Below are 24,616 nucleotides of genomic sequence, written 5' to 3'. Positions count from 1 at the left end.
ACGGGGACTATCGAGCGAATTTCCCGAACGCCGCGACCACCTGCTCATAGGCGGCGCGTTTGAACGGCACGATCAGCTCGCAGGCTTCCGACAGGTCGCCCCAGCGCCAGGCGTCGAACTCGACCTCCTCGTGCTGGTTCAGGTCGATCTCGCTCTCGTCGCCGGTGAAGCGGAAGGCGAACCAGGTCTGGCGCTGGCCGTTCCAGGGTTTGCGCTTCTCGCGCAGGTGCTGCGCCATCAGTTCGGCCGGGAAGTCATAGAGGATCTCGTTGTCGGTGCGGCCCAGGAGTTCGACCGAGGTCACCCCGGTCTCTTCCTGCAGTTCACGCAGGGCGGCGGCGGCGACGTCCTCGCCCTTGTCCACGCCGCCTTGCGGGAATTGCCAGTTCCAGGGCCCCTCCGTCGCGTGACGGCGGCCGTACCAGACCTTGCCCGCGGCATTGAACAGCACAACGCCGACGTTGGGACGGTAGAGGGAGAGATCGGGCTCTGTCATGGTGTCCAGATACAGCCCGAACCTGCGGGAGGCGAGTGCGCGATGACGACTTCAGATTCCGGCGCTGAAAACGCAGCCGTCCTCCAGCGGCTAAAGGATCGGGGAGTCGATCTGACTCTCTCCAGACAGGTCGAGTTCGTGGTCCTGTTGCCGGATCAGGCGTCGGCCGAGGGATTTCGTGGCGTCATTGAAGACGCGGGCCTGCCGTGTGAGGTCCGTGCGCCCGACGAAGGGTTCGAGGAATGGGATGCGATCGTCACCGTCGAGATGGCGCCGACGGTGGTCGCCATCACCGCCATGGAAGACATGCTGGCGCAGGCCGCCGGTCCGTTTGATGGTCAGAACGACGGGTGGGGGTTCCTCGACAAGCCCGGGGCCCCGGTCTAGCGGCCCGGCCTCTGCGTCATCGCCGACGCCGGGGCCAGCTGCAGGCCGCGGGCGTCCAGACCAGCGGTCCAGCGGGCGGCGGCCTCGACGGTGACCGGATAGCTGAAGCCGGTCCCGAGGGCCGCGCCGGTGGCCTTGGCGCGGGCCTCGAGCGCGTTCAGGCGGCCGACGATGAAGGCCGGGGTCTGGGTCTCGTCAATGATGGAATCGGCGCTGGCCCGGGCCCAGGCGCCCGGCTTGCGGCGGGCCGAGCCGTCGTCGATGAAGGCGACGCCATGCTGGCGCAGCACGCTGAGGAAGGCGGACATGCCGGTGTCCGAGGTCACGAACCGGTCGCCCAGATAGTTGGTCACCGCGAAATAGCCGGTGGCGCGGCCCATGAGCCAATTCATGCGCGCGATGATGTCGTCGGGCGTCGCCGAGGCGAGCAGGGTCTGCGGACCCGGATCGTTATCCGGATAGCCCGAGGGCTCCATGGGGATTTCGATCATGACTTCGTGCCCTTGGGCGCGGGCCAGGTCGATCCAGCCCTGCAGGCCGTCGGCATAGGGGACGAAGCTCAGGGTCACCTCGGCCGGCAGCCGCTCGATGGCGGCGCGGGTGGTGACGGCGTTGAGGCCGAGGCCGCCGACGATCAGGGAGACGCGCGGCTTGCCGTTCGGACGGAAGGGACGGGCATAGGCCTGGGCCGGGACGCGGCCGTCGGCGGCGATGGTCGGCAGGGGGCCGTTCGGACCCGGCTGGCTCAGCCCCGCGATCGGGGCGGAGACCAAGGGCTGGGGCGCCTGTTTGGGCGCGGAGATGGCTCCACCGCCGCCCGCGACGGTCGCGCCGTCGGGCAGGGTGATCAGGGCGTCGCCACCGGCGGCGCCGGACGCGGGATCGGCATTGGGGTCGCCCAGGGTCTGCCAGGCGGCCCAGTCGCCGCCCACGCCGAAGGCTTCCAGTCCTGTGGGGGCCTCGGGTCCGGCGGCGGGGGCGTGGGCTTCGCGGTGCAGGGCGGCGCGGGCGGACGGCGTCCCGGCCGTGGGATCGCCCAGAACCGTCAGGAACAGGGCCACGGTTCCGAGCAGCAGGAAGCCCGCGGCGCCCACGGCGACGGGCGGTCGCTTCAGGGCGTCGACGATCGGGGCCAGGCTCAGGCGCGGCAGCTTGCTCTGCGGCGGAGCGCCGGCGGCGGCGGCGAGGGCGGACTCTCTCTTGGCGAACATACGGCGACAGGACGCTCGGTCAGGGACCACGACGGGCGGTCCTTCTCGGGCGTCACTCTGCCGTGCGGCGGTTAAGAAACCCTAACGGCCCGTTCACCAAGAATCAGGCTTACCGGCGGCGTTGCTGCGGCGTCGGCGTAGCTTCCGGAGCGGCCTCGGGTTTGGCGTCCGGTGCAGGCGCCGCGTCGTCATTGGCCGCCGTTTCCGTCGCGCCGTCCGAGACCACGATCCCGGCCGGGGCCGCAGCCAGTTTCGACAGGTCGCCGCCGGCGCGCAGCACGTCCAGCGCCCGCTCCAACTGATAGTCCTTGGCTTTGTCGAAGTCGGGGCCCGGGGCCTCGTGCGGGGTGTGGGCGCCCTTGCGCTCGGCCCCGATCGAGGCGTCCAGAGCCGTGGCGTAGGCGGCCTCGGAATAGATGAAGCTGGAGCGCGACACGATCCGGCCCTCGGCCTCCGAGCGGGCGACCTCGAGATCCGGCTCGATGCCGATCTTCTGGATCGAGCGGCCGGACGGGGTGTAGTAGCGCGCCGTGGTGATCGACAGGGCGCCGTCCTTGCCCCGGTTCAGCGGGATCACGGTCTGGACCGAACCCTTGCCGAAGCTGGTCAGGCCGACCATCGTCGCCCGCTCCTGATCCTTCAGGGCGCCGGCCACGATTTCGGAGGCCGAGGCCGAGCCGTAGTTGATCAGGACGACCAGCGGCAGGCCGTTGGTCAGGTCGCCGGGCTTGGCGGCGTAGCGGTCGATCTGGTCGGGCTTGCGCCCACGCTGGCTGACGATCTCGCCGCGCTCGAGGAAGGCGTCCGAGACGTCGATCGCCGCCGTCAGCAGACCGCCGCCGTTGTTGCGCAGATCGAGGACGAAGCCCTTGATGCCGGGCTTCTCGGTCTTCAGACGGGTGATGACCTGGGTCAGCTCGCGGCCGGTGTTCTCGTTGAAGGTCGAGATGCGGATATAGCCGAAGTCGCCTTCCAGACGGCCGGTGACGGATTCGACCTTGATCACCTCGCGCACCAGGGTGACCTCGCGGGCCTCCTCGCCGTCGCGCAGCACGGTGACCTTGACCGAGGTGCCCATGGCGCCGCGCAGCTTGTTGGAGACGTCCGAGACGCTCAGGCCCGCGGCGTTCTGGCCGTCGATGGCCGAGATGACGTCGCCGGCCTGGATTCCCGCGCGGCTGGCCGGCGAGTTGTCCATCGGCGAGATGACCTTCACCAGACCGCCTTCGGCCGTGATGGTCAGGCCGACGCCCGAATATTCGCCCGAGGTGCGTTCCTGCAGGTCGCCATAGCCATCCGGCGACAGATAGTTGGAGTGCGGGTCCAGAGCCGACATCATGCCCGCCAGCGCGGCCTCGATCAGCTTCTTGTTGTCGACCGGCACGACATAGGCCTGTTCGACCACGGCGATGACGTCCCCGAACAGCTGCAGCATCCGGAAGGTCTCGTTCCGGGGCGTCTGGGTGGCGACGGTCATGCCGCTCAGGCCCAGGGCCAGCACGGCGCCGCCGGCGAGGAGCAGTTTACGCATTCGGTCTCTTTCGCGGTCGTCTCAAAAGGCTTCGGGTCCGAAGCCTTCAGGCGTCCGGTATCAGGGTCAGGAGCGCCGAAGTCACGACGAAATCGTGGCGCCGACCCTTGCTCCGGATAAAATCAGCGTCGGGGACAGATGGAAAGTGGTTTCACGTTCGTCGAACCGGTCACCGCAGCCACGGCGCCGGATCCACCGGTCGCTCGTCGCGACGCAGTTCGAAATAGACCTCGCCGTCATCGGCGGAGCGACCCAGGGCCTGACCGTCCGCGACCCGGCCGCCCGCCTCGACCGAGACCGTGTCCAGCCCGGCGATGACGGCGCGCCAGCCGGGGCCGAGGTCGAGGATGACCACCTGACCCCAGCCACTCAGCGGACCGGCGTAGTCGACCACGGCATTGGCCGGGGCGGTGATGGTCCGGGCGCCCGTCCGCCAGCGCCAGCCGGAGGAACCCCGGCCGAAGACGGCGTCGGGCTGGCCGGACGTTGGAGGCGACAGGCGCGACCGGCCGCCCGGCAGGCGGGTGACCACGGTCTCGGCGTCGGCCTCGGCGGCGGACAGGGGCTGGATCTCGCCGCCCAGACTGCGGATGCGGGCCTCCAGCACCTTAGCGGCGCGTTCGGACCGTTCGGCGTCGGCCTTGAGCACGGCGACGAGGGCGGCCTTGCGGGCCGACAGGCTCTCGATCTCGCCACGCCGGTCGCCCTGCGCGCTCTCGGTGGTCATAAGCTGTTCGCTGGACAGGACGGCGAGGCGGCGGATGCGGGCGATCTCGGTCTGCTGGTCGACCAGGGCCCGGGTGCGGCGCTGCAGTTCGGGGGTCATGGCCCGCATCAGAATGGCGGCGCGGACCGTGTCGACGGCCTTGTCGGCGGGGATCAGCAGGGGCGGCGGCGGATCGCGGCTCATCATCTGCAGGGCCGAGAGCAACCGCGCCTGCTGGCCCCGGTCCTTGGCCAGAGCGACCAGCAGCACGGATTCGCGCCGGCTCAGCTCATTCAGCCGGGCCCGCTGGGCGGCCATCTGGATGTCGTCATGGCTTTCGGCCTGCCGCAGGGAGGCCAACTGGCGGTCCAGATCGACGATCTCGGCCGCGGCGTCAGCGGCGTCGGCCCTCAGACGGCGCGCCCTGACCTGTTCGTCGCGGTATTCGGACTGAAGGCCCGCCAGCTCACTGTTCTCCTGACGCGCGCGCAGGCTCGCCGCCGGCGTCGCCGCCAGCGCGAAGGCGCAGCCGAGGAGGAGAAGGCGTTTCAAGAGGTCAGGCCGGGGTCGGGAGGGGTTCAGTCCCGATGATAGGGTGATCCGGCCAGGATCGTCACGGCCCGATAGAGCTGTTCGGCCAGCATGGCGCGGGCCAGGGCGTGCGGCCAGGTCTGGGGCCCGAAGGCCAGGGTCGATCCGGCGGCGTCGAGCACCGACTTGTCGAGCCCGTCCGCCCCGCCGATGACGAAGACGAGCTTGCGCTCGCCCCGGTCGCGCAGGATGGCGATATGGTCGGCGAAGGCGCGGCTGGAGTAGGTCTTGCCACGCTCGTCGCAGGCAATCAGGTGTGCGCCCTCGGCCGCCGCCAGCAGCAGTTCGGCCTCGGGGCCCTTGCCCGTCTTCTTCGCGTCGAGATCGACCAGCTCCAGTGGACCCAGACCCAGCGCCCGGCCCGAAAGGGTGGCGCGCTGGGCGTAGTCTGTCGCGAGCGCGGCTTCAGGCCCGCGCCCCGGCTTGCCGATCGCGGCGATCGCCAGCTTCAAATCAGACGGCGGCTTGGGTGCGGTGGGCGCTGTCGACGGCCCAGATTTTCTCGATGTTGTAGAACATCCGCACTTCCGGCCGGAACAGGTGGATGATCACGTCGCCGGAATCGATCAGGACCCAGTCGCAGTGCGGCAGACCTTCGACCTTGGCCTTGCCCAGACCGTGGTCCTTCAGGGTGCGCAGCAGGTGGTCGGCAAGCGCGCCGACGTGGCGGTGCGAACGGCCCGAGGCCACGATCATGGTGTCGGCCATGGGCGACTTGCCCTTGAGGTCGATCAGGACGATGTCCAGCGCCTTGTCGTCGTCCAGCTTGGCGAGGATGGCGTTTTCCAGAGCGGTCGAACCGGCGGGCAGGGCCGCGCGCGGACCGTCAAACCCCGTAGACTCGTCGCCGTCTTCGGAATGGATGGGCTCGAAATCGTCCATCTCATGGGCCGTGTTGGAAACGGCTTCGTCTTGCGTATCGTACGCGGGCGAGGGGGTCAGCGGAGGGCTCCAGGGCGGTGACTAAAGAGGGCTTCTAGCACAGATGGCCCCCGAGGTCACCCGACTCAAGCCGGGCCGCCGAATCAGATCGAATCCCGGGCTTTCGCGCGCAGGGCCGTGGACGAACTGAGGTTCAGCGGCGCGGTCAGATAGGTCCAGGCGGGAGCGGCCATATCGGGCAGGCGGCGGGCCTCGGCCTCGGACACCCTGGCGCCCGCGAACCGTCGTGCGGCGGGCGCCGAGCGGCTTTCCAGCAGCGATCCCGGACGGGCGATGACCGCCATGGGCATCATCCGCATGATGTCGGTCCAGCCCCGCCAGCGATGGAAGCTGGCCAGATTGTCAGACCCCATCAGCCAGACGAAATGCACGCCCGGGTGCCGGGCCTTCAGGGCCCGGAGAGTATCGACCGTCCAGGCGGTGCCGATGCGGGTCTCGAAATCCGAGACGATCATTCCGGGGCCCTTGGCGAAGGCGCGGGCCGAGGCCATGCGACCTTCCAGCGGCGCGGTCTCCTGGCGGCCCTTCAGGGGATTCTGGGGCGAGACCAGCCAGATCACCCGCTCCAGCCCCAGCCGGCTCATGGCCGTCTCGGCGACGTGGGCGTGGCCGTCATGGGCCGGGTTGAACGACCCGCCGAACAGGCCGACCCGCATCCCTCGCGTCAGGGCCAGCCCATCCCTCAGCGCCCCGTGACGGGGCCCGGAGATCCGGGGCGCGGGACCGGCGTGGAAGAAGGACAAGGCGGAGAGGGCTCTGACAGGCTTATGCTCAAGGCTGCGCTATCACGGCGTTACGTGTCTGTCGCGCATCGTTTGACACCCGGAGTGTCTTCTCAGGGACGCCAGGCCTCGGTCAGCTGGACGCGCTCGTCGCCGTCGGCGTCGATCTCGCCGCGGTTCTTGCGGACCTCGGCCCAGGCGGCGCGCAGCAGTTCGGGCACGCCCTCGCCGGAGACGCCCGAGACCAGCATCGGCCGGCGGCCCGCGACGGCCTCCAGCTCGGCGGCCTTTTCCTCGCGGGCTTCCGGGGTCAGGGCGTCGATCTTGTTGAGGGCCAGGATTTCGGCCTTGTCGCCAAGGCCTTCTCCGTAAGCATCCAGCTCGCCGCGAATGATCCGGTAGGCTTCCACGACGTCGTCCTGGGTGCCGTCGATCAGATGGATCAGGGAGGCCGAGCGTTCGACATGGCCGAGGAAGCGCACGCCCAGCCCGGCGCCTTCCGAAGCGCCCTCGATCAGGCCGGGAATGTCGGCGATGACGAAGCGCTCGCCCGGCGACAGGTCGACCATGCCGAGGTTGGGAGCCAGGGTCGTGAACGGGTAGTCGGCGATCTTGGGCCGGGCGGCCGAGGCGGCGGCGAGGAAGGTCGACTTGCCCGCATTGGGCAGGCCCGCCAGGCCGATGTCGGCGATCAGCTTCAGCCGCAGCCAGATCCACATCTCCTGGCCTTCCTGGCCGGGATTGGCGAAGCGCGGCGCCTGGTTCTGCGGGCCCTTGAAGCGGACATTGCCCCAACCGCCGTTGCCGCCGCGCAGCAGGCATTCGGTCTGGCCGACCTCGGTCATGTCGAGGACGACCGTCTCCTTGTCCTCGCCCAGCACCTGGGTGCCGACGGGGACCTTGAGGACCACGTCTTCGCCCTTGCCGCCGTGCATCTGGCGACCCTGGCCGTGGTGGCCGGTGCCGGCCTTGAAATGCTGTTTGTAACGATAGTCGATCAGGGTGTTCAGGCCCTCGACCGCCTCGATCCAGACGTTGCCGCCATTGCCGCCGTCGCCGCCGTCGGGGCCGCCGTTGGGGATGAATTTCTCGCGCCGGAAGGAGACGGAGCCGCCGCCGCCGTTGCCGGAACGAATATAGATCTTGGCCTGGTCGAGAAATTTCATTTTGCTTTGGGCGCTAACGCGCGTCTCGCGGAGACGCGCTGCTTGAGCGCGAGCCCTATAGAGCAAGAGAGCGGCGAATTACAGGCGCGCGGTGATTCCGTTGAGAGGGCTCGCGCTCAAGCAGCGAGCGACCGCGTCGCGAGCGATAGCGCGAACCAGAACTCCAGACGTGAAAAAGCCCGCTGCGGGGGATACATCGCAGCGGGCTTTCACGCTCTCTGTGGAGCGGACGTTTCCTCCCCGAAACGCCTCCGACCGGCAGCTGTGCTTCCGCGTTGCGCCGTTCGAGTGAGGCCAAATGACCCGGATGGCCGGGCGGCGTCAATGAACCGTCACGCAAAAATCGAAACTTTTATGAGTGATCGTCGATAAGTCATCCGCGAGGGCGGATTTTATCGAAACTTATTCGATAATGGCGCGAATGGTTTGCACAAGGTCGGTCCGGGCGACGGTGACCTGCCCCGGACGGGCCGCCTTCCAGGCTTCATTGTCGGCCACGCCGGCAGCCAGGGCCCGACCGGCGTCGAGATCCTTGATGGTCACCTGACCGGCGGCGATCTCGTCCCCGCCCAGCATGACGGCGGCCGGAGCGCCCCGGCGGTCGGCGTATTTCATCTGCGCCTTCATACCGGCCCGACCGAGGTAGAGCTCGGCCGGTATGCCTGCGTTCCGAAGCTCGGAGACGGCGTCGAGATAGGATTGCATGTCGTCCTGAGAGAAGACGATGACCACGACCGGTCCTCGCACCGAACCGTCCTCCCGCCCGGCGGCCTTCAGGGCCGAGGCCAGGCGCGACACCCCGAAGGAGAAGCCCGTCGCCGGGGTCGACTGGCCGGTGAAGCGGGCGACCAGATCGTCATAGCGGCCGCCGCCGCCGATCGAACCGAAACGCATCGGCCGGCCCTTCTCGTCCTTGGTCTCCAGCAACAGTTCGGCCTCGAAGACAGCGCCGGTGTAATATTCCAGACCGCGCACGATGGTCGGGTCAAACTTCACCGAGGCCTGATCGACGCCCATGGCCTTCAGGGCCGCGTCGATCCCGGCCAGTTCCTCCAGCGCGGCCTCGCCGGCGGCGCCCAGCCCGCCGGCGCGGGCGACGGCCTCCAGCGTCTCGGCGCGCGACAGGGTCACGTCTCCGGCCGAAGCCAGAAACGCTTCGATGGTCGCGGCGACGCCCAGCGGCAGCTTCGCCCCCTTGGTGTAGTCGCCGCTCTCGTCCAGACGGCCCTCGCCCAGCAGGGCCGAAACCCCCTCCCAGCCCAGACGGTCGAACTTGTCGACGGCGCGAAGGGCGGTCAGGCGCTGGGCCGGGTCGGTCACGCCGCCGGCGTCGAACAGGCCGTCGAAGAGCTTGCGGTTGGAAACGCGGATCACCGCCTGCCCCTCGGCCAGACCCGCCGCCCTCAGGCCCGAACAGGCCATGGCGATGATCTCGGCGTCGGCCTCGGGCCGGTCCGAGCCCACGGTGTCGGCGTCGCACTGCCAGAATTCCCGGAAGCGGCCGGGGCCGGGCTTCTCGTTGCGCCAGACCGGCCCGAAGGCGTAGCGGCGGAAGGGCTTGGGCAGGGTCTCCCAGTTCTGGGCCGCGAACCGGGCCAGGGGTGCGGTCAGGTCGTAGCGCAGGGCCATCCACTGGTCGTCGTCGTCCTGCAGCGCCAGAACGCCCTCGTTCGGCCGGTCGGTGTCGGGCAGGAATTTGCCGAGCGCGTCGACATATTCGAAGGCCGGGGTCTCCAGCGGCTCGAAGCCCCAGCGCTCATAGACCTCGGACACCTTCGCCACGATGCGGCGCTCGGCGATCAGGTCGCGGCCACGCTTGTCGCCGAAGCCGCGCGGGCTGCGGGCTTCGGGGCGGGCGGGGGTGTTCTCGGCGGCGGTCTCAGGCGTATCGGTCATGGCCGGGCGATTAAGCCATGCGGCCCGCTGCGGCAATGTTTTGAAGGGTCAGCGCTGCTTGAGCAGCGGCACGAACCGCCCATAGGTCAGGCAGCGCCACACCCACTCCAGCGGCCCCATCTCGAACACAGACAGCCACAGCGGCGACCAGATCAGCTGCAGCAGCCAGATCCCGCCGACGATGCCCCACAGCGGCGCCGGCTCGACCTTGCCGTACAGCAGCGGCCCCCAGGGCATGTAGAACAGGCTGGTCATGATCAGGGTCTGGGTCAGATAGTTGGTGAAGGCCATCTTCCCGACCGGCGCCAGCCTGCGCGTCAGCCAGCCCAGACCATGGCGCGTCATCAGCACCAGCAGCCCGACATAGGCGAGCGTGCAGAAGGGGGCGAGAGCGTCCATCCCCGCCCGAAGCAGGGTGACCTCCGCAGGGGCGCGGCCGGGGATCAGGTCGATCCAGTCGTACCAGCCGAAGACTGCCGTGATCGCGATCCCGATCAGGAGCATCAGTCCATAGGCCCAGGCCGGCGACCGGCCCGCCAGATAGCCGGTCTTGAACAGGCCGAGGCCGATCATCATCAACCCCACCGTCGGGAAGACGAACAGGACAACGCTCATCCCCTGAACGAGCGCCCACATCTTCAGGTTCTCGAACAGGGCTCCGCCCCAGCCCGAGCGGACGGTCTCGATCGTCTTCAGGGTGGCGGCGGCATCCCTGGCGAGGTCGGCTGCATGTTTGGCCGCGTCATAGGGCTGGAAGGCCCCGAAGACGTTGCCGCCGAACTCCAGCAGGGGGAACGCGGTCACGATCCCGATCCCGGTCCACAGAAGCCGCTTCGGCGACCACGACCGGCACAGCATCATGAAGACGCCGGACCAGGCGTAGAGCAGCAGGATGTCCCCGAACCACAGGGCGAGGCCGTGGATCAGGCCGAAGACGGCCAGCACCAGCAGCCGCCGCCTGAGAATCGCGCCCCGCGCCTTGTCGCTGCGTTCGCCGCCGACGAGGAAGATCGACACCCCGAACAGCATGGAGAACAGGGTCCGGCACTTGTTGTGCAGAAGCACCTCGACCGCCCAGACCGCCCAGGTGTTGCCGGTGTCCATGTCGTAGGGCGCGGCGGGGGAGGGGGCGTCCATCATCCCCGGCCAGGCGAAGGCCATGGCGTTGACCGCGAGGATGCCGAGCACCGCGAAGCCGCGCAGGATGTCGAGCGTCTCAATCCGGTCGGCGCGGCTGACCGGTCCCGTCTTGAGGGCAGGCTGAGCCTCCGGCGCGATGGCCGTTGCCGCTTCCGTCATGATGATGTCCCCCGGTCCCTGGATGGGCCCGGGCGGAAGGTGCCGAACAGCGGTGTGCGAGGCAATACGCCCGAGGCGCAAAGGCGCGGGAGTGTGGCCCCGCGGCCTATTCGTCGCTCATCAGGCCCAGACGATCGCGGACCTTCTCGGGCGCGGGCTGGAAGGCGAGGAAGGCGGCGCAGAGCCCGGCCCACAGCGCATAGCTGACCCCGACCAGAATACAGACCGGCAGGCCGCCGACCCCGTAGATCAGCAGGATGGTCTCGGTCGAGCCGAGAGCCTGCATGAGGCTGCCCGACGAAATCGCCCCGATCAGGATCTGGATCAGGGCGAACAGGACGGCGAGCGCCGCGCCGAGCAGGCCGCCGTACAGCATGAAGCGCCAGATAATGCCGAGGCGCGAGGCCGGGCGGCCGGTGCGGTCGCGCTCGCGCGCCAGCAACCACAGGCCGGTCGGGGCCGCGATCAGGCCGATGACCAGCACCACCAGACGCCAGTCGAATTCCCGACCGGGAATCCAGTGCGGCGCGCTGGGCGGCCAGATGAAGAAGGTGGCGATCAGCGGCGGCCAGCAGACGGCGGCGAGACTGGCCAGAATCCGCGACCCCGGGGTGCGCCGCCACATGACCCGGGTCTGGCCGGGCAGGCTCTCGGGCGTGTCGAAGCTCGGGATCATCGTGTCGGAACCGGGGTGGGGCCGGAATAGTCGTAGAAGCCGCGGCCCGACTTGCGGCCCAGCCAGCCGGCCTCGACATATTTCACCAGCAGCGGGCAGGGGCGGTATTTCGAGTCCGCCAGACCGTCGTAGAGCACGTTCATGATGGCCAGAACCACGTCCAGACCCATGAAGTCGGCCAGTTCGAGCGGACCCATGGGGTGGTTGGCGCCCAGTTTGAGCGCCTTGTCGATCGAGGCCACGTCGCCGACGCCCTCATAGAGGGTGAAGATCGCCTCGTTCATCATCGGCACCAGGATGCGGTTGACGATGAAGGCCGGGAAATCTTCGGCGTTGGTGGTGGTCTTGCCCAGGCTTTCGGCGAAGGCGACAGCCGTCTCATAGGTGTCGGCCGAGGTGGCGATGCCGCGAATGATCTCGACCAGGCCCATGACCGGCGCCGGCTTCATGAAGTGCAGGCCGATGAAACGATCGGCGCGATCCGTCGCCGAGGCCAGTCGGGTGATCGAGATCGAGGAGGTGTTGGAGGCCAGAAGCGTATGGGCCGCCAGATGCGGGACCAGTTCGGCGTAGAGCGCCTTCTTGACGGCCTCGTCCTCGACCGCGACCTCGATGACCAGATCGGCCGACCCGGCCTCGGTCAGGCTGTCGGTGGTCGTGATCCGCGCCAGCGCCGCGTCGGCCTCGGCCTGGCTGAGTTTGCCCTTGCCGACCTGACGGGCCAGGTTGGCGGCGATCTCGCCCATGGCCACGGGCAGGCGCGCCGCCGCGATGTCGTACAGCCGCACGGAATAGCCGCCCAGAGCCACGGCGTGGGAAATCCCGACGCCCATCTGTCCGGCGCCGATGACGGCGACTGTTCCGATCGTGGTCATTTAGTCGTGGTGTTCAGCGGCCTGTGGCCAGTCGGCGGCACCTTAAGAGGGTCGCCGGACGGTGCAAGGCTGGAATCGTGCAATGCAGCAACAGAGCCGCAGCCGGGGCGGCGCCGGAGACACGGTTTCGCGTCGCGGACGAGCCCCACGGCCCAATCCTAGCCCAGCAGGCCGATCAGGATCGGCGCGGCCATCCGGTTGAACAGGATGCGCGCGAAATTGAGCAGCAACAGCACCACGATCGGCGAGATGTCGATCCCGCCCAGCGACGGAATGATGCGGCGGAAAGGCTCCAGCAGGGGACGGGTCACGGCGTCGAGGAAGCCGGCCAGCTGGTTCACGAACCGGTTCCGGTGGTTGATCACGTCGAAGGCGAACAGCCAGCTCAGGATGGCCGAGGCGATGATGAACAGGATCATCAGGCCGATGATATTGTCGACCAGCCAGACGATGGCGTAACCCATGGAAGCACTCCGAAGCCGTGAGACCGGGGCGGAAACCGGCCCGAACGCCGCTTCTAGCCGAGGTCGCCCAACGCCACAAACGCCGATACGTCGCACGGGCTGGCGGTCGGGGCGGTCAGGCTGTTGACACCACACCCCCGCCCCCCGTATGTCCCGCCCTCGCCTGCACCCTGAGAAGGGGGCCGTAGCTCAGTTGGTAGAGCGCGTCGTTCGCAATGACGAGGTCAGGGGTTCGACTCCCCTCGGCTCCACCAGGCGATTTTGCTTCCGGTTCAGACGGATTCCGTCAGGCCGCGGACGCTTCCTCCGGTTCGCATATCCGTGATAGCGTGACGATGACCGGACCCGCTTCGAGGTCCGTCATCGGGGGGAAGACCATGATCGCAAAACTCATCAAGGGCGTATTCGGAGCGGCCTTGTTCGCCGCCGGATTGGCCGTCAGCGCCCCGGCCCTGGCCCAGGACGCCTCGCTGGATCCGGTGTTTGGCTCCCTGGCGCTGAAATCCGGGTTCAAGCCCGATCCCCGCAGTGTGGATATCGTCGCCGGCGGGACCGAGGACGCCTCGCATCTGGGCGGATCGTGCGTCGGCATGGTGGGCGACGCGCCCGACTATCGGCTGACCTATACGGCCGGCGGCCTGCCGCTCAACATCTGGGTCTATGCGGACGTCGACACGACCCTGGTGGTCAATGATCCCAACGGGAACTGGAACTGCAATGACGACGGCGCCGGCGACGGCGGCAACGTCAATCCGGGCCTGCGCTGGGCCAATCCGCCGAGCGGCGTCTATGACATCTGGATCGGCCGCTACGGCTCGGGCGACGGCGCCCAGGCCCGGCTGGTCTTCACCGAGACCCACTGAGCCGCCGGACAGCAAAAAGGCCGCCCCGTCGCCGGGGCGGCCTTTTCAATTCCGGATCGCTCCGGCGCCAATCCCTACTCGGGACGGGCGCGCTTCTTGCGGAACGAGGGGTTCAGGATCTGCTTGCGCAGACGGATCGACTTGGGCGTGACCTCGACCAGCTCGTCATCCGAGATATAGGCGATGGCCTGTTCCAGCGACATGACGCGCGGCGGGGTCAGGCGAACCGCTTCGTCCTTGCCCGAGGCGCGGACGTTGGTCAGCTGCTTGCCCTTGATCGGGTTGACGTCGAGGTCGTCCCAGCGGGCGTTCTCGCCGATGATCATGCCTTCGTAGGTCTTCTCGCCGGCGCCCACGAACATGATGCCGCGGTCTTCCAGGTTCCACAGGGCGAAGGCCGCCGTGTCGCCGTCCGAGTTGGAGATCAGCACGCCCTTCAGACGGCCGGCGATCTCGCCCTTGTGCGGCTCGTAGTGGCTGAACACGCGGTTCAGCACGCCCGAACCGCGCGTATCGGTCAGGAACTCGCCCTGATAGCCGATCAGCGAGCGCGACGGGGCCTTCAGGCTGATGCGGGTCTTGCCGGCGCCCGACGGGCCCATGTCCGACAGCTCGGCCTTGCGGGCCGACAGCTTCTCGATGACCACGCCGGTGAACTCGTCGTCGACGTCGATCATGACGTCTTCGATCGGCTCCAGACGCTCGCCGTTCTCGCCGGTCTGATAGACCACGCGCGGACGCGAGATCGACACTTCGAAGCCTTCGCGGCGCATGTTCTCGATCAGAACGCCCAGCTGCAGTTCGCCACGGCCGGCCACCTCATAGGCGTCGCCGCCTTCGGTGGTGGTGACGCGAATGGCGACGTTGGCTTCGGCTTCCTTGAGCAGGCGGTCGCGGATGACGCGCGACTGGACCTTGTCGCCTTCGCGGCCGGCCAGCGGGCTGTCGTTGACCGAGACGGTCATGGAGATGGTCGGCGGGTCGATCGGCTGGGCGTCCAGCGGCTCTGTGACTTCCATGGCGCACAGGGTGTCAGCCACGGTCGCCTTGGACATGCCGGCGATGGCGACGATGTCGCCCGCTTCCGAACCCTCGTCGAGGGGCTGACGCTTCAGGCCGCGGAAGGCCAGAACCTTGGTGATTCGGCCGCGCTCGATTTCCTTGCCGTCACGGTCCAGGGCGTGGATCGCCATGCCGGGGATGGCCTTGCCGCTCTCGATCCGGCCGGTCAGGATGCGACCGAGGAACGGGTCGGACTCGATCAGCACGTCCAGCATGCGGAACGGCTTGTCCTTGTTTTCCTGAACCTTGGGCGGCGGCACGTGGCGCACGATCAGGTCGAACAGCGGGGCCAGGGTGTCGTTGGGCTTGTTCAGGTCCAGCGTCGCCCAGCCGGCGCGGCCCGAGGCGTAGATGTGCGGGAAGTCCAGCTGCTCTTCGGTCGCGCCGATGGCGGCGAACAGGTCGAAGGCCTCGTTGTGGACGCGGTCCGGATCGGCGTGGGCGCGGTCGACCTTGTTGATGCACAGGATCGGACGCAGGCCCATCTTCAGGGCCTTGGTCAGCACGAATTTGGTCTGGGGCATGACGCCCTCTTCGGCGTCGACCAGGATGACGCAGCCATCCACCATGCCCAGGATGCGCTCGACCTCGCCGCCGAAGTCGGCGTGGCCGGGGGTGTCGATGATGTTGATGCGGGTTTCGCCGGCTTCACCGTTCCAGAGCACCGAGGTGCACTTGGCCAGGATGGTGATGCCCCGTTCCTTTTCCTGGTCGTTGGAGTCCATGGCGCGTTCGGTCGTGGCCTCATTGGCCCGGAACACGCCCGACTGGGCCAGGAGTTGGTCGACCAGGGTCGTCTTGCCGTGGTCAACGTGGGCGATGATGGCGACGTTGCGAAGGTTCATATCGGATCGTTCAATGCGAAAAGGCGGCCGAAAATCGGGGGCCGCTCTGGGATGTGCGTCTGCGGGGAGCGCGCGCCTCATACAGGGGCGCGACGAAAAAGACCAGTAGCTGGAAAATGAGGCCGAACGGCGATTCCTCTCCACGAAGCGGGGAGCGAGGCTGCAGCGCGTTTGCCGTGGTGGAGGGGCTCGATCCGGATGCGGCGTCAGAAGTCGACCGCCAGACCCTTCTTCTCCCAGTCGCCGTAGCGGGTGGGCTCGGGTCCGGTCGGGCCCCCATGCTCAAGCTCCATGGCGGCGGTCTCGACCGCGCGCCGCTCGGCGGCTTCTTCCAGCGCCCGTCGGGCGGCGGGCGTCAGGGGCCGTTCCCGCGTCGCGCCCGGCACGTCCAGATTGAAGCCGGGATCGTTGGCGGCGTCTTTAAGGGTGGCTTCGGGCGGATTTTCGGGGGTGTCGACCATGGCCGCCATATAGGCTGTGAAAGCCTCTCATCCCAGAGGGCATCGCCCCTGCGACCATCGCCCCGCTTTGCTCCGGCGCCCGACCTGGTCTAGGCAGGCCGGGGAAGGTCAAAGGTGGCGTAAGATGAAAGTACTCATTCTCGGCGGCGACGGCTTCTGCGGCTGGCCCACGGCCCTGCATCTGTCGGCGAAGGGCTGGGACGTCGTGATCGTCGACAACCTCAGCCGCCGCAACATCGACAATGAGCTCGAGGTCCAGTCCCTGACCCCGATCCGGACCATGGGCGAGCGGATCGCCGCCTGGAAGGAACTCACCGGGCGAACGATCGGCTTCGTCAATATGACCGTCGGCAAGGAGTTCGACCGGCTGGTCGCCCTGATCAAGGACGAGAAGCCCGACAGCGTCGTCCATTTCGCCGAACAGCGGGCCGCCCCCTATTCGATGAAGTCGGCGCGGCACAAGCTCTACACCGTCGACAACAACATCAACGCCACCCACCACCTGCTGGCCGCCATCGTCGAGAGCGGTCGCGACGTCCATCTGGCCCATCTGGGCACCATGGGGGTCTATGGCTACGGCACCGCGGGGCTGAAGATCCCCGAGGGCTATCTGAAGGTCACGGTCGAGACCGACAACGGCCCGACCGAGCAGGAGATCCTGTTCCCGCCGAACCCGGGCTCGATCTACCATATGACCAAGACGCAGGACGCCCTGCTGTTCCAGTTCTACGCCCGCAACGACCGGCTGCGGATCACCGACCTGCACCAGGGCATCGTCTGGGGCGCCCAGACCGAGCAGACGCGGATGGATGAGCGGCTGATCAACCGCTTCGACTATGACGGCGACTACGGCACGGTGCTGAACCGCTTCCTGATGCAGGCTGCGGTCGGATACCCCCTCACCGTACACGGCGCCGGCGGCCAGACCCGGGCCTTCATCCACATCCAGGACACGGTCCGCTGCGTCGAACTGGCGCTCGCCAACCCGCCGTCGCGCGGCGACCGGGTCAAGATCCTCAACCAGATGACCGAGAGCCGCCGTGTGCGCGATCTGGCCGCCATGGTCGCCCATATGACGGGCGCCGAGGTCCACAACGTCGCCAATCCGCGTCAGGAGGCCGACGAGAACGAGCTGGTCGTGGCCAATGACCAGTTCAGGGATCTGGGGCTGAAGCCGATCACCCTGGCCGAGGGTCTGATGGCCGACGTCACCGAGGTGGCCCGCCGTTACGCCGACCGCGCCGATCTCGCCCGTATCCCCTGCGTCTCCGCCTGGAACGCCGACCGCGCCGAAGCGCTGGAGATGGCGGCCTGTCCGGTCGATCCGAGACCCTCGGCCGACATCAAGCCCCTGCGGCCCCGGGTGCGGGCCTGAGCCCGAGGTCGAGTTGAGTGATTCCCTGAAGCTTCTGGTGTTCGGCGGCGGCTATCTGGGCCGGGCGGCGGCGCTGGAGGCGATCCGCCGGGGCGGAATCGCCGTCGCGACCTCCCGTGATCCGGCGCGGCGTCTCGCGCTGGAGGCCGAGGGGATCATGGCCGTCGACCCCGCCGACCGTGAGGCTCTGTCGGCCGCTCTCGCCGACGCTACGACCGTCCTGGTCACCGCCCCGCCCGACGCCCAGGGGTGTCCGGCGCTCAGGGCCCTGGCGGTCGCGGAATCGGTCTCGACGGCCTGGCCCGACTGGATCGGCTATGTCTCCTCGACCGCCGTCTATGGCGACCGCAACGGCGGCTGGGCCTTCGAGGACGACGCCCTGAACGCCTCCAGCCTCGAGGGCGGCCGTCGCGTCCGCGCCGAGGCCGACTGGCTGGACGCCGGGCGCGGCATGGGGCTGACGGTGCAGATCTTCCGCCTGCCGGCGATCTACGGCCCCGGCCGGTCGGTGGTGGACCGGCTCAGGGACGGCTCGGCCCGGCTGGTGCGAAAGCCCGGTCAGGTCTTCAACCGGGTCCATGTCGAGGATGCGGTGGCGGGCCTGTTCGCTTCGATGGCCAGGCCCCGGCCCGGCGCGGCCTATAACCTCGCCGACGACGAACCGACGCCTGCGGATGTGGTCATTGCCGGCGCCGCCGACCGCCTCGGCCTGCCGCGCCCGCCCGAGGTGGACTGGCACGACCCCGAGGTCTCGGACGCCATGCGCCGCTTCTATCTGGACAACAAGCGCATCTCCAACGCCCGCGCCAAGGCCGAACTGGGCTGGCGGCCGCAGTACCGGTCGTGGCGGGAGGGGCTGGAGAGTCTGCTCTAGCTGTCGAGCAAGGCGCGACCGGTCTCGGTCCAGACCCCCAGACGGCCGCCGCCGCTTGTTTGCACGAGGCCATGCTTCTCAAGCGTGGAGAGGGCACGCTCACCGGCTGACATGGACTGGTTATCCAGCTCTTCGCGGCCCAGATACTGGAAGCACATCCAGGCGAGCGGGCGGAGAATGTCGCGTTCCTGTTCCGTCACCGGGGGGTTCCTAGAACGGCAGGACGTTGCGCTGGCGGCTGTAGGCCATTGTGCCGACGTTGGCGCCGAGGCGCAGGCCCACGCCGGTGCGGACGGGAGCCAGAACGATGCCGTCGGCGCGCTGGTAGTTCACGCCCAGACCGCCGACCAGATAGGCCGAGCCCTCGACACCCGGGTAGCGGCGGTAGATGGCGTCGGGCGTGTAGAGGCCATAGACGAGGGTGAAGACCCGGCTGGCGTTGCCGCCCAGGTCCCAGCCGATCGAAATTCCCTGCCAGTAGACGTCCTGGGCTGTGCCGAGGTCCTTCATATGCAGGGCGCCGCGGCCGTAGCGGACGCCGAGCGCGACGGCGCCCGCGCCCTCTTCACCGGCGATATAGCCGGTCGGGCTGTCGCCCTGGTCGCGGAAGATGCGCTCGATGGCGCCGCCCATGGCCTCGGCGGCGATGCCGAGCTGGCGCGAGCCGGCGGCGACCAGTTCGTCAGCCGAATAGGCGGGGGCGTTGGCGTCCGAGGCGATCGGATAGGCGGGCTCGGTGCCCTGACGCGGGGCCACGCCGCCGCTGGCGCAGGCGCCCAAGCTCCCGGAAAGGGCGGAGGTGGCGGCGGCGGCGAAACCGGTCTGGATGAGGTGGCGGCGATGCATGGCGAGGTCTCCGGCGGTGAGTCGCCCGTCATGCGAGCGTTGCCGTCAACCTCGCGGGCCTTTGCGGCAGCCTTGCGGCGTCAGGGTTAACAGAAGCTTAGGGCGCTAACGCTCGCGACGCGGTCGCTCGCTGCTTGAGCGCAAGGACAAGCAGCGAGCACCAGACATCTGTTGGATTAGCCTCTGAGCTGGGCGCCCAGTTTCGTCGCGGCCGCCACGACCTTGGCCGACAGGCCCTCGATCTCGGCCTCGGTCAGGGTCGCCTCGCGCGGCTGGATGACGATTTCCAGCGCGACCGACTTGGAGCCCTCGGGGACGCCGGCGCCGCGATAGACGTCGAACACCCGGACCTCCTCGATCAAGGCCTTGTCGGCGCCCGCAACCGCGCGGACCAGATCGCCGGCCGCCTTGTCGTCCTCGACCACGAAGGCGAAGTCGCGGGTCAGGGGCTGGAGCACCGACAGGTCAGCGGCGCCGCGCGTCTTGGCTTTCGCCTTGGGCTCGGGAACGCTTTCCAGCACGATCTCGAAGGCCAGCATCGGTCCGTCGGCGTCCAGCGCCTTGAGCACGCGCGGATGCAGGGCGCCGAACTCGGCGATGACGGTCTTGGGACCCAGCTGCAGCCGCGCCGAACGGCCGGGGTGCCACCAGTCGCGGTTCTGTCCCTGCGTCAGCTGCAGGGAGCCGACCGGGGCGCCGATCTCTTCCAGCAGAGCCAGCAGGTCGCCCTTGAGGCCGAACAGGGCATCGTCGGCCGCATCCTTCCCGGTCCAGTGACGGGCGGCGTGAGGGGCGATCAGGCCGGCGATGACGGTGCGCTGATCCTTCGGACCGTCGCCCGGATAAATCGGGCCGATCTCGAACAGGGCGGCGTCAGCGTGGCCACGTGCGGCGTTGCGGGCGGCGGCCTGGATCAGGTTCGGCAGGGCCGAGGGCCGCATGCAGTCCAGCTCGGACGCGATGGGGTTCTCCAGCACCAGACGCTCGTCTCCGCCGCCGAACAGGGCCGCGGTCTTCTGGCTGGTGAAGGACCAGGTCACGGCCTCGGCATAGCCCATGGCGGCCAGCGCCCGGCGGGCGAGACGGATGCGGGCCTGACGCGGGTTCAGAACGCCCTTCGAGGACGGGTTCTGGTCGGGCAGGGGGGTGTTGGGCAGGTGGTCGAAGCCGACGATGCGGGCGACCTCCTCGACCAGATCCGCCTTGCCCTCGACGTCGCGGCGCCAAGACGGCGGGGTCACGGTCCAGGGCTCGGCCTGACCCGCTTCGCCCGCCTTCACGAGGAAGCCGAGCTGGCCGAGGATGGTCCCGATCCGGTCGTCCTCCAGATCCATGCCCGACAGCCGCTTCACATAGGCGGGGTCGAAGGCAAAGGGCAGGGGATTGGCCGGATGTTCGCCCGTCAGGACGATCTCCGACGGCTCGCCGCCACACAGGTCGAGGATCAGGCGGGTGGCCAGCTCCAGCCCCGGGACGACCGAGGCCGGATCGACGCCGCGCGCGAACCGGTACTGGGCGTCCGAGGAGATGGTCAGGCTGCGGCCGGTCTGGGCCGTGACGATGGGATCGAACCAGGCGCTTTCCAGGAAGACGTCGGTGGTCTCGTCCGAACAGCCGGTCGACTCGCCGCCCATGACGCCGCCGAGGCCGATCGGGCGCTCGCCATTGGCGTCGGCGATGACGCAGACCGAGGCCTCGGCCGGATAGGTCTTTCCGTCGAGCGCGATCAGATGTTCGACCGCCCCGGTCTCGGCCGAATGCAGGCCGCCGCGGACGACGATCTCGTCACCGACAAGCTTGCCGGCGTCATAGACGTGAAGCGGGCGGGCGCGGTCGTAGGCGATCAGGTTGGTGACATCGACCAGACGGTTGATCGAGCGCAGGCCGATGGCTTGCAGCCGCGTCTGCAGCCAGGCCGGCGAGGGGCCGTTCTTCACGCCGCGGATCAGGCGGCCGGCGAAGACCGGGCACATCTCCGGAGCCTCGATCCGCACGGTGATTGGCGAGGCGAAGGCGCCGCGCACCACGGCGATGTCATAGTGCTTGAGCTTGCCCAGACCCGTGGCGGCCAGATCGCGGGCGATGCCGGCGACGCCCAGCCAGTCGGGGCGGTTGGGGGTCACCTCGAAGTCGATGACCGGTTCCAGGGCATAGACGGTCGCGGCCGGGGTCCCGACCGGGATCGAGGGCGGCAGTTCAAGGATGCCGTCGCTCTCGCCGGGCAGCTCCAGTTCTTCCGCCGAGCACAGCATGCCGTTGGACACAACACCGCGCACCGGCTTCTCGACCAGGGTGACGCCGAGGCCGGGTACGTATGCGCCAATGGGGGCGTAGATGGTGGTCAGGCCCGCGCGCGCATTCGGGGCGCCGCAGACGATCTCCTTCATCCCGTCGACGGTCTCGACCTGGCAGACGCGCAGTCGGTCGGCGTTGGGGTGCTGCACCGCCTCGACGATGCGGGCGACGGTGAAGGCCTTGAGAGCGACGGTGGGATCCGAGACGTGTTCGACCTCCAGACCCGCCATGGTCATGGCGTCGGCGACGGCCGCGGCGTCCGCGATCGTCTCCAGATGATCCTTCAGCCAGCCAAGTGTGAATTTCATCGGGCGTTCAGTTCCGCGAGACCGGGTTCGCCCAGGCCCTGGAGGAAGATGTCGAAAAACGCATCGCTGCCGGTGAAGCCGATGGCGTGGAACTGGCAGTCGACGAAGCGGCAGTTCTGGACCGGAATGGCGCCGATGACCTGTTTGGGCCCCACCGGCCTGAGCAGCAGGCTGCGGACATCGCCGCCGTGGGGACCCATGTTGCAGCCCTGGAACTCGACACCGCCCGCCGCGAGGAAGACGGCGGGGCCGGTGATGGTGCAGCGGGTGAAGACCTTGGCCTCGATGACGGACTTTCCGGCCTCGGAGATGTGCTGGAACAGCACCGACAGCGGCAGGTGCATGTCGGTGTAGAGCGCGAGGCGCGCGAGGTTCGCGGGATTGGGGATCGGGGTCAGCATGTCAGGGCTCGGCTCGGTTCACAGGGGTCCGAAAAGGCAGGGTGGCGGTTCGCGCGGACGTCATCGGGCCGGACCGTCGGCGAGTTTCATCATCTCCTGCAGGAAATCCTCGGAGCCGGAGAAGCCGACGCCATAGAATTCGCAGCTGATGAAGGCGCAGTCGCGCAAGGGCACCGAGCCGATCAGCTTGTCGCCCAGGCTGCGCACCAGAAGATTGCCCATGCCGCCGCGATGGTCGCCGAAATTGACGTCGGTGAAGGTCGTTCCGCTGGAGGACAGCAGGATGCCGGGACCCTGGATGCGGCAGCGCTCGATGGTCTTGCCGCTGATCAGGGCCGTATAGGCGCCGCGCGCCGTCGCCGCGAACAGGTCGTGCAGGGTGAAGTCGACGTCGCGGATGACATCGGCGGACAGCTGGTCGAGCGTGGCGACCGTCACGGGGCGGGTGAGGGGCAGGCTGGATCGCAGCATCAGGACAGTCCGCTGGCGGGGTTGGGCGCGGCGAAGGCGGAGAAGCCGTAGTGGGCGAGCCACCGGACGTCGGCCTCGAACATGGGGCGCAGGTCCGGCATGCCGTATTTCAGCATCCCCAGCCGGTCGACGCCCATGCCGAAGGCGAAGCCCTGGTATTCATCCGGGTCGATGCCGCAGGACCGCAGCACGTTCGGATGGACCATGCCGCAGCCCAGGATTTCCAGCCAGTCGGTCCCTTCGTTGAACCGGATCTGGCCGCCGGAGCGATCGCAGCGGATGTCCATCTCGGCCGAAGGCTCGGTGAAGGGGAAGTGGTGCGGGCGGAAGCGGGCGTCGACCGTGTCCAGCTCGAAGAACCGGGCGATGAAGGTCTGAAGCGTCGTCTTCAGATGGCCCATGTGGATGTCGCGGTCGATCACCAGCCCCTCGACCTGATGGAACATCGGGGTGTGGGTGGCGTCGGAATCCTTACGGAAGGTCCGGCCCGGCGCGATGATGCGGATCGGCGGCTGCTGGGACATCATGGTCCGCACCTGCACCGGGGAGGTGTGGGTCCGCAGCACCTTGCGCTCGCCCGTTTCCGGATCGGGCTTCAGGAAGAAGGTGTCGTGCATCTCCCGCGCTGGGTGCTTCGGCGGGAAATTCAGGGCCGTGAAGTTGTGGAAGTCGTCCTCGATGTCCGGGCCTTCGGCGACGGCGAAGCCCATGGAGGCGAAGATGGCGACCATCTCGTCCATGACCTGCATGGTCGGATGGACCCCGCCCTTGCGGCGTGGACGGGCCGGCAGGGTCAGGTCGAGCTTTTCGGACAGCAGGCGGGCGTCGAGCTCGGCGGCTTCGAGTTCGGCCTTCCGGTCGGCGATAGCGGCGGCGACGCGATCGCGCAGGCCGTTGATCATCGGCCCCTGTTCGCGGCGCTCGTCGGGGCTCATCGCGCCCATGCCCTTGAGCAGGCCCGAGATGACGCCCGTCTTGCCCAGGGCGTTGACGCGCACGGCCTCCACCTCGGCGACGGTGGTCGCGCCGCCGATGGCGTTGATCAGATCGAGTTCGAGTTGGGGAAGATCGGTCATTGCCGGGAGCATCTAGCGGCTGGCGAAGCGTTCGTCACCCATGTGACGTCCGATGAGGGCGCCGCAAACGAAAACGCCCGCCCCGGCGACCGGGACGGGCGTTTCAGATCGTCTGAAACCGGAAGACTACGCCAGGGCGGCGCGGACCTTGTCGGCGATTTCCTTGAAGCCCACGCCTTCCATGGCGATCGCGGCCAGGACCTTGCGGTCCAGCTCGATGCCGGCCTTGCCCAGGCCGTGGATGAACTGGGAGTAGGTGAAGCCTTCCTGACGGGCGGCGGCGTTGATGCGCTGGATCCACAGGGCGCGGAAGTTGCGCTTGTTCACGCGACGGTCGCGGTAGGCGTATTGCCCGGCGCGGTCGACGGCGGCCTTGGCCGTGCGGATGGTGTTCTTGCGGCGGCCGGAGAAGCCCTTGGCCTGCTCCAGAACCTTCTTGTGCTTGGCGTGGGACGTTACGCCCCGTTTGACGCGAGCCATGTGTTTAGTCCTTCAAATTCTTTGCGATGAGATCAGTTCAGGATGCGCGCGCCGATCAGGCGTACGGCATGTAGGACTTGATCTTCTTGGCGTCGGCGTCGGCCATGACCGAGGTGCCGCGGTTCTGGCGGATGTATTTGGAGTTGTGGCTGATCAAGCGGTGACGCTTGCCCGCAACACCGGCCTTAACCTTGCCCGTCGCGGTGAATTTGAAGCGCTTCTTGGCGCCCGACTTCGTCTTCAGTTTCGGCATTTTCCACTCTCAGTTTGAGTGGGCTACCGCTCTTCGAGCTACTT

General features: G+C 68.2%; 27 protein-coding genes and 1 tRNA gene. 5 read left to right on the top strand and 23 right to left on the bottom strand.

What is annotated here, in order from left to right; all coding sequences use genetic code 11:
- Positions 1-7: 7 nt before the first annotated feature.
- On the bottom strand, positions 8-496 hold the full coding sequence (locus tag AC07U0_RS05590) for an RNA pyrophosphohydrolase (protein ID WP_494719020.1): 489 nt from the start codon (positions 494-496) through the stop codon (positions 8-10).
- A 42-nt stretch (positions 497-538) separates the two neighbouring features.
- Between AC07U0_RS05590 and AC07U0_RS05585 the strand changes: the two genes are divergently transcribed.
- Positions 539-883 (top strand): ribonuclease E inhibitor RraB, encoded by a 345-nt coding sequence (locus AC07U0_RS05585; protein WP_494719019.1) that lies wholly within the window; start codon positions 539-541, stop codon positions 881-883.
- Here AC07U0_RS05585 and AC07U0_RS05580 read toward each other — a convergent pair.
- The 12 genes from AC07U0_RS05580 to AC07U0_RS05525 form a co-directional block, all read right to left on the bottom strand.
- The gene (locus AC07U0_RS05580) at positions 880-2,094 is read right to left on the bottom strand and encodes a divergent polysaccharide deacetylase family protein (RefSeq protein ID WP_494719018.1); all 1,215 of its coding nucleotides are present in this window, start codon (positions 2,092-2,094) and stop codon (positions 880-882) included. The two genes, AC07U0_RS05585 and AC07U0_RS05580, sit on opposite strands and share 4 nt — an antisense overlap.
- 109 nt (positions 2,095-2,203) lie before the next feature.
- Positions 2,204-3,625 carry a S41 family peptidase gene (locus AC07U0_RS05575; protein ID WP_494719017.1) on the bottom strand — a complete coding sequence of 474 codons (1,422 nt, stop codon included), beginning with the start codon at positions 3,623-3,625 and terminating at the stop codon, positions 2,204-2,206.
- Between the two features lie 169 nt (positions 3,626-3,794).
- Positions 3,795-4,883, bottom strand: a complete 1,089-nt coding sequence (locus AC07U0_RS05570) for a murein hydrolase activator EnvC family protein (RefSeq protein ID WP_494719016.1) — start codon at positions 4,881-4,883, stop codon at positions 3,795-3,797.
- A gap of 26 nt (positions 4,884-4,909) precedes the next feature.
- Positions 4,910-5,374 carry a 23S rRNA (pseudouridine(1915)-N(3))-methyltransferase RlmH gene (rlmH, locus tag AC07U0_RS05565; protein ID WP_494719015.1) on the bottom strand — a complete coding sequence of 155 codons (465 nt, stop codon included), beginning with the start codon at positions 5,372-5,374 and terminating at the stop codon, positions 4,910-4,912.
- Between the two features lies 1 nt (position 5,375).
- Positions 5,376-5,804 (bottom strand): ribosome silencing factor, encoded by a 429-nt coding sequence (gene rsfS, locus AC07U0_RS05560; protein ID WP_494719014.1) that lies wholly within the window; start codon positions 5,802-5,804, stop codon positions 5,376-5,378.
- A 143-nt stretch (positions 5,805-5,947) separates the two neighbouring features.
- A complete protein-coding gene (locus tag AC07U0_RS05555) occupies positions 5,948-6,607 on the bottom strand; it encodes a nicotinate-nucleotide adenylyltransferase (RefSeq protein ID WP_494719013.1) in 660 nt (219 codons plus the stop codon).
- Between the two features lie 92 nt (positions 6,608-6,699).
- Complete coding sequence (gene obgE, locus AC07U0_RS05550) at positions 6,700-7,752, bottom strand: GTPase ObgE (RefSeq protein WP_494719012.1); 1,053 nt, start codon at positions 7,750-7,752, stop codon at positions 6,700-6,702.
- 402 nt (positions 7,753-8,154) lie between these two features.
- A complete protein-coding gene (hisS, locus tag AC07U0_RS05545; protein ID WP_494719011.1) occupies positions 8,155-9,648 on the bottom strand; it encodes a histidine--tRNA ligase in 1,494 nt (497 codons plus the stop codon).
- 48 nt (positions 9,649-9,696) lie between these two features.
- A complete protein-coding gene (locus AC07U0_RS05540; RefSeq protein ID WP_494719010.1) occupies positions 9,697-10,947 on the bottom strand; it encodes a DUF418 domain-containing protein in 1,251 nt (416 codons plus the stop codon).
- Positions 10,948-11,053: 106 nt separating this feature from the next.
- On the bottom strand, positions 11,054-11,623 hold the full coding sequence (locus AC07U0_RS05535; protein ID WP_494719009.1) for a phthalate transporter: 570 nt from the start codon (positions 11,621-11,623) through the stop codon (positions 11,054-11,056).
- Positions 11,620-12,498 (bottom strand): 3-hydroxybutyryl-CoA dehydrogenase, encoded by an 879-nt coding sequence (locus AC07U0_RS05530; RefSeq protein WP_494719008.1) that lies wholly within the window; start codon positions 12,496-12,498, stop codon positions 11,620-11,622. The genes AC07U0_RS05535 and AC07U0_RS05530 overlap by 4 nt, the downstream gene beginning before the upstream one ends.
- A 158-nt stretch (positions 12,499-12,656) precedes the next feature.
- Complete coding sequence (locus AC07U0_RS05525; protein WP_494719007.1) at positions 12,657-12,962, bottom strand: YggT family protein; 306 nt, start codon at positions 12,960-12,962, stop codon at positions 12,657-12,659.
- A 178-nt stretch (positions 12,963-13,140) separates the two neighbouring features.
- Here AC07U0_RS05525 and AC07U0_RS05520 point away from each other — a divergent pair.
- Both AC07U0_RS05520 and AC07U0_RS05515 read left to right on the top strand, forming a co-directional pair.
- Positions 13,141-13,216, top strand: a tRNA-Ala gene (locus AC07U0_RS05520).
- 123 nt (positions 13,217-13,339) lie between these two features.
- Positions 13,340-13,825, top strand: a complete 486-nt coding sequence (locus AC07U0_RS05515) for a peptidase S1 (protein ID WP_494719006.1) — start codon at positions 13,340-13,342, stop codon at positions 13,823-13,825.
- A gap of 74 nt (positions 13,826-13,899) precedes the next feature.
- Here the strand turns inward: AC07U0_RS05515 and typA are convergent, their stop codons facing one another.
- Both typA and AC07U0_RS05505 read right to left on the bottom strand, forming a co-directional pair.
- Positions 13,900-15,732, bottom strand: coding sequence for a translational GTPase TypA (gene typA / locus AC07U0_RS05510; protein ID WP_494719005.1), 1,833 nt, complete (start codon positions 15,730-15,732; stop codon positions 13,900-13,902).
- 206 nt (positions 15,733-15,938) lie between these two features.
- On the bottom strand, positions 15,939-16,193 hold the full coding sequence (locus AC07U0_RS05505; protein ID WP_494719004.1) for a DUF1674 domain-containing protein: 255 nt from the start codon (positions 16,191-16,193) through the stop codon (positions 15,939-15,941).
- Between the two features lie 124 nt (positions 16,194-16,317).
- Here AC07U0_RS05505 and AC07U0_RS05500 point away from each other — a divergent pair, with 124 nt between their 5' ends.
- Positions 16,318-17,568, top strand: a complete 1,251-nt coding sequence (locus AC07U0_RS05500; protein ID WP_494719003.1) for an NAD-dependent epimerase/dehydratase family protein — start codon at positions 16,318-16,320, stop codon at positions 17,566-17,568.
- A 13-nt stretch (positions 17,569-17,581) separates the two neighbouring features.
- A complete protein-coding gene (locus AC07U0_RS05495) occupies positions 17,582-18,442 on the top strand; it encodes a Rossmann-fold NAD(P)-binding domain-containing protein (protein ID WP_494719002.1) in 861 nt (286 codons plus the stop codon).
- On the opposite strand, the gene AC07U0_RS05490 is transcribed toward AC07U0_RS05495, so the two are convergent.
- From AC07U0_RS05490 to rpmI, 8 genes are all read right to left on the bottom strand, one after another.
- Positions 18,439-18,642 (bottom strand): hypothetical protein, encoded by a 204-nt coding sequence (locus tag AC07U0_RS05490; protein ID WP_494719001.1) that lies wholly within the window; start codon positions 18,640-18,642, stop codon positions 18,439-18,441. The two genes, AC07U0_RS05495 and AC07U0_RS05490, sit on opposite strands and share 4 nt — an antisense overlap.
- Before the next feature lie 10 nt (positions 18,643-18,652).
- A complete protein-coding gene (locus tag AC07U0_RS05485; RefSeq protein WP_494719000.1) occupies positions 18,653-19,288 on the bottom strand; it encodes a DUF1134 domain-containing protein in 636 nt (211 codons plus the stop codon).
- 176 nt (positions 19,289-19,464) lie between these two features.
- The gene (pheT, locus tag AC07U0_RS05480; RefSeq protein WP_494718999.1) at positions 19,465-21,891 is read right to left on the bottom strand and encodes a phenylalanine--tRNA ligase subunit beta; all 2,427 of its coding nucleotides are present in this window, start codon (positions 21,889-21,891) and stop codon (positions 19,465-19,467) included.
- On the bottom strand, positions 21,888-22,292 hold the full coding sequence (locus AC07U0_RS05475) for a hypothetical protein (RefSeq protein ID WP_494718998.1): 405 nt from the start codon (positions 22,290-22,292) through the stop codon (positions 21,888-21,890). Before AC07U0_RS05475 ends, pheT begins: the two co-directional genes overlap by 4 nt.
- A gap of 60 nt (positions 22,293-22,352) precedes the next feature.
- Complete coding sequence (locus AC07U0_RS05470; RefSeq protein WP_494718997.1) at positions 22,353-22,763, bottom strand: hypothetical protein; 411 nt, start codon at positions 22,761-22,763, stop codon at positions 22,353-22,355.
- Positions 22,763-23,839, bottom strand: a complete 1,077-nt coding sequence (gene pheS, locus AC07U0_RS05465; protein WP_494718996.1) for a phenylalanine--tRNA ligase subunit alpha — start codon at positions 23,837-23,839, stop codon at positions 22,763-22,765. Before pheS ends, AC07U0_RS05470 begins: the two co-directional genes overlap by 1 nt.
- Before the next feature lie 126 nt (positions 23,840-23,965).
- Entirely contained in the window at positions 23,966-24,319 is a 354-nt protein-coding gene (rplT, locus tag AC07U0_RS05460) for a 50S ribosomal protein L20 (RefSeq protein WP_492946372.1), read from the bottom strand.
- A 55-nt stretch (positions 24,320-24,374) separates the two neighbouring features.
- A complete protein-coding gene (gene rpmI / locus AC07U0_RS05455) occupies positions 24,375-24,572 on the bottom strand; it encodes a 50S ribosomal protein L35 (RefSeq protein WP_003166435.1) in 198 nt (65 codons plus the stop codon).
- Positions 24,573-24,616 lie beyond the last annotated feature (44 nt).

This window comes from Brevundimonas sp. GW821-FHT02A10 (assembly GCF_059422025.1).
The sequence above is the reverse complement of the archived record's forward strand: the minus strand, read 5'-3'. Positions and strand labels throughout refer to the sequence as shown.